Annotated in this window: 11 protein-coding genes; 2 read left to right on the top strand and 9 right to left on the bottom strand. The window is 69.6% G+C overall.

The genetic code is table 11. The annotated features are described in order from the left end of the window. Positions 1 to 95 precede the first annotated feature (95 nt). From ACFVH0_RS39920 to ACFVH0_RS39900, 5 genes are all read right to left on the bottom strand, one after another. Positions 96 to 2168 (bottom strand): discoidin domain-containing protein, encoded by a 2073-nt coding sequence (locus ACFVH0_RS39920; RefSeq protein WP_385828335.1) that lies wholly within the window; start codon positions 2166 to 2168, stop codon positions 96 to 98. Between the two features lie 42 nt (positions 2169 to 2210). After that, positions 2211 to 3077 carry a carbohydrate ABC transporter permease gene (locus tag ACFVH0_RS39915; RefSeq protein WP_385828334.1) on the bottom strand — a complete coding sequence of 289 codons (867 nt, stop codon included), beginning with the start codon at positions 3075 to 3077 and terminating at the stop codon, positions 2211 to 2213. After that, on the bottom strand, positions 3074 to 4033 hold the full coding sequence (locus ACFVH0_RS39910; RefSeq protein ID WP_385828333.1) for a carbohydrate ABC transporter permease: 960 nt from the start codon (positions 4031 to 4033) through the stop codon (positions 3074 to 3076). Before ACFVH0_RS39910 ends, ACFVH0_RS39915 begins: the two co-directional genes overlap by 4 nt. A gap of 4 nt (positions 4034 to 4037) precedes the next feature. Next, on the bottom strand, positions 4038 to 5300 hold the full coding sequence (locus tag ACFVH0_RS39905) for an ABC transporter substrate-binding protein (RefSeq protein WP_385828332.1): 1263 nt from the start codon (positions 5298 to 5300) through the stop codon (positions 4038 to 4040). A gap of 69 nt (positions 5301 to 5369) precedes the next feature. Then, complete coding sequence (locus tag ACFVH0_RS39900; protein ID WP_385828331.1) at positions 5370 to 6620, bottom strand: Gfo/Idh/MocA family protein; 1251 nt, start codon at positions 6618 to 6620, stop codon at positions 5370 to 5372. 79 nt (positions 6621 to 6699) lie between these two features. Between ACFVH0_RS39900 and ACFVH0_RS39895 the strand changes: the two genes are divergently transcribed. Next, on the top strand, positions 6700 to 7851 hold the full coding sequence (locus tag ACFVH0_RS39895; protein ID WP_385828330.1) for an ROK family protein: 1152 nt from the start codon (positions 6700 to 6702) through the stop codon (positions 7849 to 7851). A gap of 174 nt (positions 7852 to 8025) precedes the next feature. Here the strand turns inward: ACFVH0_RS39895 and ACFVH0_RS39890 are convergent, their stop codons facing one another. From ACFVH0_RS39890 to ACFVH0_RS39875, 4 genes are all read right to left on the bottom strand, one after another. After that, entirely contained in the window at positions 8026 to 9519 is a 1494-nt protein-coding gene (locus tag ACFVH0_RS39890) for an amidase (RefSeq protein WP_385828329.1), read from the bottom strand. 111 nt (positions 9520 to 9630) lie between these two features. Then, complete coding sequence (locus ACFVH0_RS39885; RefSeq protein ID WP_385828336.1) at positions 9631 to 10185, bottom strand: GNAT family N-acetyltransferase; 555 nt, start codon at positions 10183 to 10185, stop codon at positions 9631 to 9633. 128 nt (positions 10186 to 10313) lie between these two features. Continuing rightward, positions 10314 to 10970 carry a class I SAM-dependent methyltransferase gene (locus tag ACFVH0_RS39880; RefSeq protein ID WP_385828328.1) on the bottom strand — a complete coding sequence of 219 codons (657 nt, stop codon included), beginning with the start codon at positions 10968 to 10970 and terminating at the stop codon, positions 10314 to 10316. Positions 10971 to 11076: 106 nt separating this feature from the next. Continuing rightward, positions 11077 to 12015: an RNA polymerase sigma-70 factor gene (locus tag ACFVH0_RS39875; protein WP_385828327.1), complete on the bottom strand. Its 939-nt coding sequence runs from the start codon at positions 12013 to 12015 to the stop codon at positions 11077 to 11079. Positions 12016 to 12189: 174 nt separating this feature from the next. Here ACFVH0_RS39875 and ACFVH0_RS39870 point away from each other — a divergent pair, with 174 nt between their 5' ends. Further along, on the top strand, positions 12190 to 12675 hold the full coding sequence (locus tag ACFVH0_RS39870; RefSeq protein ID WP_385828326.1) for a carboxymuconolactone decarboxylase family protein: 486 nt from the start codon (positions 12190 to 12192) through the stop codon (positions 12673 to 12675). The last annotated feature ends 90 nt before the right edge of the window (positions 12676 to 12765 follow it).

The raw sequence follows: 12765 nt of genomic DNA, 5'->3' as shown, positions 1-12765 counted from the left end.
CGCGTGGCCGGGAGCCGTCGGGCTTCCAGCCCGTTCATGGTGCATGGTGGGGCGGCCCGTGCGGAGGTCAGGTGCCGTACGGACCGCCCCACCGGTCAGGCGGCCTGGATCTCGTAGAGCGCGAAGTTGCCCCACTGGAGGTGGGCGTCACGGACCGTGAGGCGCAGCCGCTCGGTCGTGACCCGCTGGGGCAGGGTGATCGTGCGCTGCTCGACGGTCGACGTGTTGCCCGACCAGGCCAGTTGCTGCCCGGCGGCCTGGGTCACCCAGGCCGAGCCGTTCCAGGTCTGCACATCGAGCTGCTTGATGCCCTGGCCGGTGGCGAAGGCGGTGTGCAGGGTGACGGTGCCGACGCTGGTGGGCTGCCGGAAGTCCACATCGATGGTGCCCGGGAAGGCGACCCCGGAGGACACGCTGCTCCACGCGGTCGAGGTGTTGCCGTCGACCATCCGGTAGGGATGGCTGTTGCCGAGCGTGGCGTACGACGTGGTGACGACGGGCCGCAGCGGAGCCCCGGTGAACTGATGGAAGCCCCGGTCGGGAGCGGTGGCCGGGACCGCGTTGCCGAAGTAGTCCTTGACGTTCTGCGCCACCGCCGCGCCGCGCGCCCTCGCGGGGGAGTCGGCCTGGAGCTTGTAGCCCGCCGGGTCGGTGCCGATGGAGACCAGCTTCGGGTCCGCCTTGATGGCGTTGATGTCGCCGGACGGGGCGACGGGGGTGGTGGTGCCCCAGTAGAGGTTGGAGTCGTAGACGGTGCTGTTGGCGGTGTCGTAGCCGGCCGTGGTCCGGTTGTAGAAGATGTTGTTGCGGATCTCGATGCCGCTCGCGTTGTTGTAGATGTGCACGACCTTGCCCAGCGGATAGTCGCCGGCCCCGGTGTACGGCGGGTGGACGGTGACGACCCGGCCACTCGCGTAGACGGTGTTGTTGTAGATGTCGGTGCCCGACGTCTCGGTGGAGAGGCTGAACACCTCGTAGCCGTCGTCCTTGCTCAGGTTGTACCGGACCACGGTGTCCTTGGTCGGTGCACCGGAGAAGGAGACGGTGATGAAGAACCCACCGTCGTTGTCGTGGCTGTAGTTGTACTGGACGATGCTGCGGTTGTTGTCGGCGTCCGCGTCGAAGCCGTGGCCGTCGGTGCCCGGCCCGTTGAAGCCGGTGCCCGACACCTCGTTGCGCTGCACGAGCAGGTCGTCGTTGCCCTGCCACCAGATGCCGACGTTGCCGCCCTTGGTGTTGAGCCGGCCGCTGGCGGCCTTGTGGACGCGGTTGCCCTCGACGACGGCGCCCCTGGTGTGCATGGGCGTGATCCCGCCGGCAGTCACATCATGGACGTAGTTGTCACGGATGTTGACGTTGGTGCTGGGCGTCCAGGTGACGACCTCGCTGTCGGGGATACCGGTCTCCACCGGGTACAGACTCGTCATCCCGTTGCGCCGGGACCAGGTGGACCAGGTGATGATCCCGTACGAACGGATCTTGCTGACCTCGTTCTTCTCCAGCACCAGGTTGTCGAAGTACGTGGGCGTCCGGTTGCCGCGGATGGAGACCAGCAGCCCGGCGGAGCTGACCGTGCTGCCGCCGGGACCGTCCACGTCATGGATGTTCAGATTGCGCAGGGTGATGTTGGACAGCTTGCCCGCGTCCTTGGCGAACAGGTTCACACCGGAGCGGGGCGTGGTGCTGTCGCTCCAGTTGGTCACCTCCAGCCCGTCGAGCGTGAAGTCGTGGACGTTGTTGAGCTTGACCGCGACATCGGTCGTGCCCGCGCCCTCGATCAGCGGCTCGGCGCCACTGCCGTACGAACCGACGAGCGCGGGACTGCCGGCGTCGCCCGCCCCCTGCACGTCGAGCCGGCCCTTCCACTTCTGACCGGCCTTGAACAGCAGCTGGTCACCGGGGCCGAGCGTCAACTGGCTCGCTTTCGCGAGCGACTTCCAGGCCGCGGCCTGGCTCTTGCCCGACTGGGCGTCGTCGCCCGCTTCGGCGTCCACGTAGTACGTGGTGCCCGCCGCGCGGGGGTGGGGCTTCGCCGGGGCCGCTGCCTGCGCGGGCCCTGCCGCCACCGCCGAGAGGGGCAGGGCGAGGGCCGCCAGGAGCGCCCCTATGAGGTGCCTCCGTGGGGTGGATGAGGTGCCTGGGATACGTGAGCTACGCAAAGTACGCACGTCTCGGTCCTTCCGGGTGGATTGCCGGTCTCTGTATGCGCGTTACTTACCGATCCCCGCAGTCATGCCCTCGACGATGCGGCGGCCCAGCCAGAGGTAGAGCACGATCATGGGATAGACCAGGATCACGATTCCGGCGAACAGGGCGCCCCAGTCGGAGCTGTACTGCATGGAGCCATAGAGGCTGAGAAGGGCCGCGGGCAGCGTGCGCTCCTCAGGCGTGGGGGTGATCAACAGGGCGAGCAGGGTCTCGTTCCACAGGCCGATGACGTTGAGGATCAGCACCGTCATCACGCCCGGCTTGGCCACCGGCAGCACGACCTGGACGAAGGCGCGCAGCGGTCCCGCACCGTCCAGCTCGGCCGCCTCCTCGATCTCGTGGGGCAGCGAGCGCATGTAGCCGGTCAGCACGAACACGGCGAACGGGAGCGACAGCACCACCTGGAAGACCAGGAGCGTGATCCGGTTGTCCCACCAGCCGGTCACCCAGTCGATCATGAACGTGGAGACGGACAGCTTGATCACGATGATGGGGATCACGATCGTCTGCACCGGGATGCTCAGACCCATCGCGAAATACCCGGTGAGCCGTCCGGCGGCGCGCCGGTCGGAGCGGGCCAGGACATACGCGGCGGGCGCCGACAGCGCCACGATCAGCAGCGATCCGACCACCGTCAGAACGGAGCTGTTGAGCGCGGCGGCGGAGAAGCCGGCCGCCTTCCACGCCGCGGAGTAGTTGCCCCACTCGATGGTGTCCGGCAGCGCGAACGGTGAGAGCCAGACCTGCCCGGAGTCCTTGAGCGACTGGAGGCCGACCCAGGCGACCAGCGCGAGGTTGAAGACGACCCAGGCCCAGAGCGCGACGGTCGTCGCGCGCGGCACCAGAATGTCGCCGAACAGGCGCCTCATGACAGCTCCACACGTTCGCGGCGGGTGACACGCCGGGTCAATACGATGAGGATCGTCGTCACGATCAGGATGACGACGCCCATGGCGGCACCCGAACCCAGCTCGGGCACACCGCCGCCGGCCACCGAGGCGTACTGCTGCACCGCCACGGTGCGCGCCTGGATCGGCGGGCTGGCCGGTGTGCCGGCCGTGGTGAAGGCGATCACGATCTCGAACACCTTCAGGCTGTTGACCACCCACAGCACGGCCGACACTGCGAACACGTCCCAGGTCAGCGGCAGTGTGATGTGCCGGAACTGCTCCCACTTCGTGGCGCCGATCAGCTTGGCGTCCTCGTACAGGTACGGCGGGATGGAGTCGGCGGCCGACATCATCAGCGCCACGTAGAACCCCGTGCTCGACCACACCAGCCCGGCGACGATGCACTTGAACACCATGTCCGGGCCCAGCCACGGCCGCGCCTCGATGCCGACCCAGCCCAGGATCGTGTTCACCGCGCCGTCGGGATTGAGCAGGAAGCCGATGGCCACACCGACCGCGATCACCGAGATGATCATCGGCAGGAAGATCACGGACCGGATGAACGCCCGGCCCTTGACCTGCCGCAGCACCATCATCGACAGGAAGGTGAAGGCGAAGACGAGGGCCCCGCCGCCGAAGGCCAGCACGAAGGTGTTGACGAAGGCGGTGCGGAAGGCCTCACTGCGGGCCAGCTCCAGGTAGTTGCCGAGGCCGTGCCACGTCATCGGGGAGCCGGGCCCCGCCCACTTGTTGAAGCTGACCCAGAAGCCGAACAGCGACGGCAGGACGAAGAGCGCGGAGTAGGCGATCAGCGCGGGGAGCAGGAAGGGCCAGAAGGCCCGCTCACGCGCCGGCCGTACCCGTTTTCCCCTGCCCGCCTTGCCCGCGGCGGGCGGCGCCACTGCCGCGGGCGGGGTGAGTGTTGCCGTCCCCATGGGCTCAGCCCTTGCTGGCGAGGTAGTCGGCGGCCTTCTTCTTGCCCGTCTTCACGAAGGTCGCGGCGTCGATCTTGCCGGAGAGCAGCTGGTCGTCCAGGGGCAGGAAGACGTTGTTCCACCAGTTCTTGTCCGCAGCCATGTCGTCGTAGGTGCGGTGGGTGAACTTCGCCTCGGCGACGTCCTTCTGCACGCCCGCCAGGTAGCCGGGCGCGGGGACGTCCGGGCGCGCGGGAATGTTGTGCGCGTCGGTGGAGATCTTCGCCTCGTACTTCTTCTGCAGAGCGAAGGCGAGGAACTCCTTGGCCGCCTCGATGTTGTGGCCCTTGGCGTTGACGCCCCAGCCGAGCGTGCCGACCTCCACGGAGTTCTTGCCGCCGGCCGGCAGCTGGAACGAGGCGACCTCGGTCCCCTCGGCCAGCTTCGAACCGGTCTCGGCCGCCAGCCAGGTGCCGTTGAGGTTCAGGTCGTACTTGCCCTGCGCCCAGGCGTCCTGTGCGGCCGGGTACTTGGTGGCCATGAAGTCCTTCTGGAAGTAGCCGCCGTCGGCAAGCTGCTCCACCTTCTTCGCGGCCGCGAGCACGGCCGGCTTGTCCCAGGCGGCCGGATCCTTGCCCAGCGCGCTGAGGCTGCCGGCGCCCTCGGAACGGACCAGGGCCGAGTAGAACCAGTACGCGTTGTAGAAGTTGACCGTGCCGTCCTGGCCCAGCGGAGTGCGGCCGTCCCTCTTCGCCTCGTCGAGATAGGCGATGAACTCCTTCCACGTCTTGGGAGCGAGCCCCGCGTGCTCGGACGCGTCGTACCAGACCGCGGTGGAGATCACGGTGTGGGCCATGAACCGCACATGGTCCTTGTCGGTCGACGCCTTCACCACCGAGTCCGGCAGCACGTCCCGCACCTTCTTGCCCTCGCCCGGCACCTTCCTGTCCAGGACGTCGTCGAGCGGCGCGGCGAGGTTCTGCGCGACGAAGGCGCCGACGCTGTCGGTGGAGGTGTCGAACAGGTCCGGGCCCTGGCCCGCGTTCATCTCGGTGGGAAGGGTGTCGGTGCCCTTGCGGCCCACGAACTTCAGGTCGACCTTGGTGCCGGTCGCCTTGGTGAAGTCGTCGGCTATCGACCTGATGAGCTTGCCCTGCGGCTCGTCGGCACCCCACGAGGAGGTGTAGACGAGTTCCTTCTCCGAGGCGGCGGAGCCGTTCTTCTTGCCGCAGGCGCCTACGCTCAGGGCGAGTGCTCCGACGGTGAGCATGACTGTCAACTTACGCACGGGGGTGTGCCTTTCGTGAGGGTGACCGGTGAGCGCGGGAGTCCGCGGGCGTGGCGCGACGGCCGGGGGTCAGTGCGGCAGGAGGGATACGACGGTGCCGGTGCGGCGAGCCTGCTCGGCCGCCCAGACGACCCGGTGCGTGGCCAGGCTCTCCGCACCGTCGGTGAGTACCAGGGAGGGATCGTTCTTGTCGATGGCGTCGATGAACGCGTCGAACAGGGCCGCGTCACCGCCGCCGTGCCCGGTGGCGGCCGTGGGATCACCGTTCGCACCGGTGTCGATGGCGGTGACCTCGTCGGTCACGAAGTCGTGCACGCGCAGGACGACTCCGTCCCCGTCGATGGAGCCGCGGGTGCCGAAGATCCGGGTCTTCCGGTGTTCCAGCGCCGCGAACGCGGTGACCGTGCAGGTGGCGGAGGTGCCGTCGGCGAACTCCATGGTCACGACCTGGGTGTCGACCACATCGTTGTCACAGGTGTACGCGCACCGGCCGTACGGGCCCTCGCGCAGCGCCGCGAGCACCCCTTCCTTCGTGTGGTCGGCCGTGACCGCGGACAGCGGCCAGAACTCCTTGTCCGCGTCGCCCAGGCAATCGAGGTAGATGCGTTTGGCCGAGTACGGACAGGTGGACTCCACCGGGCACTCCACGCATCGGTCCGCCGCACCGTTGGGCCGGTTCTCGGCCCGGAAGTGCACCAGATTGCCGAACGAGGACACCCGCTCGGGCAGCGCGCCCTTGACGTGGGTGATCCAGTCGAGGTCGTGGCAGGCCTTGGTCATCAGCATCGGCCCCGACCCCTCCTCGCTGCGCCAGTTGCCCCGGACGAACGAGTGGGCCTGATGCCACCAGCCGACCTGTTCCAGGTGCTGGATGTTCATCACCTCGCCGATCCGGCCCTCCTCGATGAGTTCCCTGAGCCTGATCGTGTAGGGCGTGTAGCGCATGACATGGCAGACGGCCAGCAGGACGTCGTTGCGGTCGGCGGCCGCGGCGATGGCGGCGGCCTCCTCCTCGCTCTGCGCCATCGGCTTCTCCAGGAGCAGGTGGTAGCCGAGGTCGGCCGCCCGCACCGCGGGTTCCGTGTGCATGCTGTCCTGCGTCGAGATCACCGCCGCGTCGGCCAGCCGGTCCCGGGCGAGCAGATCCCGCCAGTCGGCGAAGACGTTCTCGGCCGGTACGTCGTGCGCGGCGGCCATGCTGCGCCTGCGCTCCGGATCGGGCTCGGCCACGGCCACAACACGCGCCATGCCGCTCTCCAGAGCACGCCGCGCGTAGCTCATGCCGCGCAGCCCCGCCCCGATGATGGCGAGAGTGACCACAAATACCCCCTCGGACTTGCGACTTACTAATGCAACCTGTTTTTATTTCTCATGTACAGAGCCTGTCAAGGGAGTGACGGTGACAATTTCCGGAGGCGACACCTCGCGGCTGCGGCGCATCAACCTGGTCACGACGCTTCGCGCCCTGCGCGGCCAGGGCCCCCTCAGCCTCACCGAGGTCACCAGACGCACAGGTCTGTCCCGCCCGACCGTGGAGAGCCTGACGGAGGAGCTGCTCGGTTCGGGATGGCTGAAGGAACTGCCACCGCAGCCGGGCCACATGGGCCGCCCGGCCAGGCTGTTCAGTTTCCACTCCACCGGCGACTACGTGCTCGGCATCGACATCGGCTCATACAGCATCCGGGCGGCCGTGGCCGACCTCGACGGCACCGTCGTGGCGGCCCGCACCGAGCGGGTGAGCGCGGACGCGGGGCGTTCCGTACGTCTGGCCGCGGTGCGCGCCACGGCCGTCGAGGCACTCGAATCGGCGGAGGTCGGCCGCGCCCAGCTCGCCACCGTCTGCGTCGGCACCACGGGCGTGGTCAGCCATGACGGCCGGGTCAAACGCTGCGTCGGCCTGCCGGAATGGGACGGTCTGGACCTCGGGGGCGAGCTGGGCGCTGACTTCGACTGCCCGGTCCTGGTGGAGAACGACTGCAATCTCGCCGCGCTCACGGAGGGCTGGATCGGCGAGGCCCGGGGCGTCGACGATGTGGCCTTCGTACTGTCGGGAGTGCGCACCGGGGCCGGTCTGCTGATCGGTGGCCGGGTGCACCGGGGGCGCGGGGGAGCGGCCGGCGAGATCGGCGCCCTGCCCCTGCTGGGCTGGCACCGGGCCACCTCGCATCTGACCGGCTATCCGAAGATGCCGGCGGACATCCTGCCCCAGGAGGCCGCCGAGTACGTCTTCGCCCAGGCCCGCACCGGCGAACCGGCCGCCCGCTGGGCCGTGGAACAGTACGCCCACGACCTGGCCGAGGGTATCGCCGCCCTGGTTCTGGCCCTGGACCCGGAGCTCGTCGTGATCGGCGGCGGCGTGTCGCGCTCCGGGGACGTACTGCTGGAGCCGCTGCGGCGGCACCTCGACCCGCTGTGCCTGGAACCCCCGGCGCTGGCGGTCTCCACCCTCTCCGACCAGGCCGTGGTGCTGGGCGCGGTCCGGCTCGCCCTCGACCACGTGGATGCCCGGCTGTACGACGTCGACACGATGCTGCCCGAACCGTCGTCCTGAAGCCGCGCCCCCGGCACGACGTCCCCGACCTCTTAACCAAAGACTCTGTATATGTTGGCCGGGTGCCGGGTGCCGGGTGCCGGGTGCCGGGTGCGGGCGGCGGGCCCGGCGAAAGGAACCGACAGGGGTGTGCCTCCTTACGGAATCCCGCCACGCCAGGCCGCGGCCGGGCGCTCAGAGAGCCGGTTCGAGGTGTGCCCAGGGCCGTTCGGTCTCGATCTGGGTGGCGAGGGCAAGGAGCATTCCCTCGCCGCCCAGCGGACCCACGAACTGGACGCCGAGCGGCAGGCCGCCGGGAGTGCGGTAGGTGGGGACGCTCATCGCCGGACGACCGGTGATGTTGGCCAGCTGGGTGTACGGGGTCGCCGCGAGGTTGGCGATCACCGCGCTCTCCCACGCCTTGGTCCCCGCCAGGGTGCCCAGCAGCCCCAGTCGCATCAGGACCCGGGCCACGGCACGCACCGGCCGAGGCGTGCCCAGCTCGCCGATCCGTACGGCGGGCCGGGCCAAGGCCGGGGTGAGGAGCAGATCGTAGCGGCTGTGGAATGCGGCGAGCTGCCGGCTGTACGCGTTCCAGCGGTCGTGGGCGGCGTAGTAGGCGGGAGCCTTCAGGGAGCGCCCGGCGGCGGCCAGCAGATGGGTGTCGAGTTCGAAGGCCTCCGGGCCGGCGCCGGTCGTACGGCGGATCTCGTCCACGGTGTGGGCGAGTTGGGTGGTCCACATCGACAGGAAGTCGAAGGCGAGCTGCCGCTGGTCGATCTCCGGCTCGGTGGCCTCGACGTCGTGGCCGAGATGACGGAGCAGCTCCGCGGCGTCCCCGACCGCGGCGACCGCCTGCGGATCGACCTCGGTGTCGATGGGGGAGCGGGTGGCGAAGCCGATCCGCAGCTTCCGGGGCCTGCCGGCGAGTTCGGCGTACGGCAGCTCGGGGCGTGCGTGCAGGAACGGTCCGGCCGGGTCCGCGTGCGAGGTCAGCACGTCCAGCATGGCCGCGCTGTCGCGGACGCTGCGCGATACGACACCGTCGGTCGCAGCGCCGTGGAGGTGCTCGGCGACGGCTGGACCGGCCGGGACCAGTCCGCGCCCCGGCTTCAGGCCGAACAGGCCGCAGCACGCGGCCGGGATGCGTATCGACCCGCCGCCGTCATTGGCACCGGCCACCGGCACGATGCCCGCCGCCACGGCCGCCGCCGACCCTCCGGACGAACCGCCCGGTGTACGGCCGAGGTCCAAGGGGTTGCGGGTGGGCCCGCTCACTTCCGGTTCGGTGACACCCTTCGCGCCGAACTCCGGTGTGTTGGTCTTGCCGAAGATCACGAGTCCGGCGCCCAGCCAGCGGTCGACCACCTCGCTGTGCCGCTCGGCGGGACGGTGGCGAAGAGCCCGGTTTCCGCTGCCGGTCGGCAGCCCGGCGTAGTCCTGCGACAGGTCTTTGATCAGGAACGGAACCCCGGCGAACGGCCCGCTCAGCGACTCCTTCGCCCGTGTGCGGGCGATCTCGTGCATCGGCTGGACGATCGCGTTGAGCTTGCCGTTCACGGCCTCCGGGCGGGCGATGGCGACATCGAGCAGTTCGCCGGGTGAGACCTCTCCCCGGGCGACCGACTCGGCCAGGCCCACGGCGTCATGGGCTCGGTACTCGGTGTACTGCTTCGTCAGGATCTTCATGGATTTCGCCGTCGGCGTCCACCTTCGGACGGCCCGGGTGTTGTGTCTTCGATCGGGGGCCGGCCTCCGCCTCTCACCCGGCGTCGCGGCCCCCATGACGTCCGGACGCTCTCACAGCGCGCCCTGGCCGTCCCCCCTTGTACGGGCGTGCAGATGCTGGTCGTGCCATCCGTCCGCGTGCAGCAGCGCGCCACGCATGACACCCTCGAAGGCGTACCCGGCCTTGAGCGCCACCCGGCAGGAGGCAGGGTTGGCCACCGAATGGCACAGCCGCAGGCGGTGCAGCCCCAGGTCCTGAAGTGCCCACCGGCTGACGTGTCGCACGGCCTCGACCGCGACTCCACCGCCACGGGCGGCCGGGAGGAGCCAGTAGATGATCTCGGCGCTGCCGGCCGCCAGGTCGATGCCGTTCAACCCGATGAGCCCCGTCGCCTCTCCGCCCGGCCGGGCGATCGCCCAGATCGCACCCGTCTCGGCCTGCCGGCGCTCATGCATCCGCTCGATCCGCTCCCGCGCCTCCCGCACCGACTCCACGACAAGAAGGTTCCACTGACGAATCGCCGGATCCTGGCCCGCGGCAACCAGCACATCGGCGTCGTCCCGGTTCCAGGGCCGCAACTCCAGGCCGTTGGGCAGGCCGAGTACCGGTTGGGCGTCCCGGGCCATCCGGCCTGCGGGAACGACAGGGGACACGGGCGGACCGGAGATCATCCGGGCATCGTGCCACAGGCCCTCGGACGCGCGGCATCGGGTGAGCGCGGCGACTCCGGTGCGAATACACGGGCCGGTACCGCTCAGCGTTGGTTCCAGACGAGCGTGTAGCGCCAGAACAGTCGCCGGTGCAGCCGTGCGCCGGGTAGTACGTGGCGAGCGTCGCGCACGATGTCTGCGAAGGTCATGGTCGCCGGTCGGGTGGGGGCAGTCATCGAGGTCGGTCGCGGTGACTTGCGGCCCTTGTTCCTGATCCATGCCATGGCGACATTCGACGGAATGGCGACGGCGTCGATCAGCTGGTCGCTCCGGGACCGCGAGCGGTAGAGACCCACGACGACCAGGGTTCCGCCGGGCGCCAGGTGCTGCCGGAAGAGAGTGAGGGCGTCGCTGAACGGCAGGTGATGGATGGTGGCGACACATGTGATGACGTCGAAGGGGCCTGTGGGGATCTCGTTCAGTGCGTCTCCGACTGTGAAGGTCACCGGGGCGGCCGGGGCTGTGAGCTCCCGTGCGGCGGCGACGATGGTCGGGTCGATGTCGATGCCGTGCACCGCTTCGGCCCGTGAGGCCAGGAGTCGGGCAAGGTCACCGCTGCCGGATCCGACGTCCAGGGCGCGGTTGAAGCGTTCCGGGAGCCGGCGCAGGATCCACCGGTGGTAGTGGGCGTTGTGGTCCCAGGGGCGGCCGGCATGGAACTGCTCAAGTGCTCGAAGGATGCGGGGCGGCAGTGTCGTCATGGCCTGAGTCCATCAGAGGCCGGCCGATGCCGCCGAGCCGCCCCGAAGCCACCCGGCAGCACGGCTGCTTCCACGCCGGGGCCACCAGCGCCATCGCGGACAGCGATCAGCGGCGCAGGGCGGTCTCCCGCTCCATGTGCGACAGTTTCTCGGGGTTGCGTACGGCGTAGACCGCGGAGATGAGGCCATCGGCGATGTGCATCGTCATGACGGTGTCGACCGCGCCGTCGAGCCGGACGATCAGCGCCGGGTGCGCGTTGACCTGCGCCGGCAGCAGCGAGAGGTCGGTGACCCTGCCCAGCCCGGTGGCCAGCAGCCGGGCCACCTTGTCGGCCCCGACGACGGGCCGCAGGACGGCCTGCTTGACTCCGCCGCCGTCGCCCAGCAGGACGACGTCCGGCGCGAGGACGTCGAGCAGGCCCTGCAGATCCCCCGTCTCGGTCGCCCGCCGGAACGCATCGAGCACGTCCCGGGTCTCGGCCTGGGAGACGATCCCGCGCGGCCGCCGTGCCGCGACGTGTGCCCGTGCCCGGTGGGCGATCTGGCGGACCGCTGCCGGGCTCTTGTCGACGGCCTCGGCGATCTCGTCGTACTTGACGTCGAACACCTCGCGCAGCACGAACACCGCCCGTTCGGTCGGCGCGAGGGTCTCCAGTACCAGCAGCATCGCCATCGAGACGCTGTCCGCCAGTTCGACGTCCTCGGCCACATCGGGTGCGGTGAGCAGTGGTTCGGGCAGCCAGGAGCCGACGTAGGACTCCTTGCGGCGGCCGAGCGTACGCAGTCGGCTCAGCGCCTGGCGCGTGGTGATCCGGACCAGGAACGCGCGCTGGTTCTGCACCGTGCCGAGATCGACACCCGCCCACCGCAGCCAGGTCTCCTGCAGCACGTCCTCCGTGTCGGCGGCCGAGCCGAGCATCTCGTAGGCGACGGTGAACAGCAGATTGCGGTGGGCGACGAACGCCTCGGTGGCGGGATCCGGGTGCACTCCGTCCGTGACCTGCCCGGCCATGTCCACCGTGCGCTCGCTGTGCTCGCTCTTCACCGGATGCTCCTGCCTGTTCGCTCTCGACGCCGCCACGCGCACAAGACGCCGGTCCGCGCCGTTCTGTGACATCCGCGAGCAGTGGCGCACGTCACACAACAGGGCCTGTCACAAGGGGCGGGGCATCGGCGTCCCGTGTCCGTCGAGTGCAACACCACGAGTGAGGACGAAGCCATGGACGCCCGGTTCAACCTGTTCGAGAACGAGATCTCCGCCAAGTTCGCCAAGCGGTTCGCCAACGCCGGTCTGGTGATCCAGCAGTCGTCGCTCCCGCATTCCACCCAGGAGCTGGTGTCGTTGCGTGCCAGCCAGATCAATGGCTGCGGCTGGTGCATCGACATGCACACCAAGGAGGCAGCGGCCGCCGGTGAGACCGCTGTCCGGCTCAACCTGGTCGCGGCCTGGCGCGAGTCCACCGTGTTCACCGAGGCCGAGCGGGCCGCGCTGGCGCTCGCCGAGGAGGGCACCCGGCTCGCGGACGCCCAGGAAGGCGTGTCCGACGAGACCTGGGCCGAGGTGCGCGAGCACTACGACGACGACCAGGTCGCCGCGTTGGTCGTCCTGGTCGCCCTGATCAACGCGGCCAACCGGCTCGCCGTGATCGTGCACCAGAAGGGTGGCTCCTACGAGGCCGGAATGTTCGCCGCCTCGTTCAACTGACCGGCGGACGGCGACCGGGGAGAAGCCCCCCACGCCCAGGGGCCGAGCCGAGCCAAAGGCCCCCCCCCAGCCAACGCACACAAGCGCCCC

It is taken from the genome of Streptomyces sp. NPDC127117 (genome assembly GCF_042677325.1).
In the GTDB taxonomy this organism is placed as follows: domain Bacteria; phylum Actinomycetota; class Actinomycetes; order Streptomycetales; family Streptomycetaceae; genus Streptomyces.
This window is presented reverse-complemented; position numbering and strand designations above follow the sequence as displayed.

Excerpts from the sequence above, each read along its gene's own strand:
- ACFVH0_RS39915 (WP_385828334.1), bottom strand. The coding sequence starts at position 3,077 with ATGAGGCGCCTGTTCGGCGACATTCTGGTGCCGCGCGCGACGACCGTC.
- ACFVH0_RS39910 (WP_385828333.1), bottom strand. The coding sequence starts at position 4,033 with ATGGGGACGGCAACACTCACCCCGCCCGCGGCAGTGGCGCCGCCCGCC.
- ACFVH0_RS39890 (WP_385828329.1), bottom strand. The coding sequence starts at position 9,519 with ATGAAGATCCTGACGAAGCAGTACACCGAGTACCGAGCCCATGACGCC.
- ACFVH0_RS39885 (WP_385828336.1), bottom strand. The coding sequence starts at position 10,185 with ATGGCCCGGGACGCCCAACCGGTACTCGGCCTGCCCAACGGCCTGGAG.
- ACFVH0_RS39880 (WP_385828328.1), bottom strand. The coding sequence starts at position 10,970 with ATGACGACACTGCCGCCCCGCATCCTTCGAGCACTTGAGCAGTTCCAT.
- ACFVH0_RS39870 (WP_385828326.1), top strand. The coding sequence starts at position 12,190 with ATGGACGCCCGGTTCAACCTGTTCGAGAACGAGATCTCCGCCAAGTTC.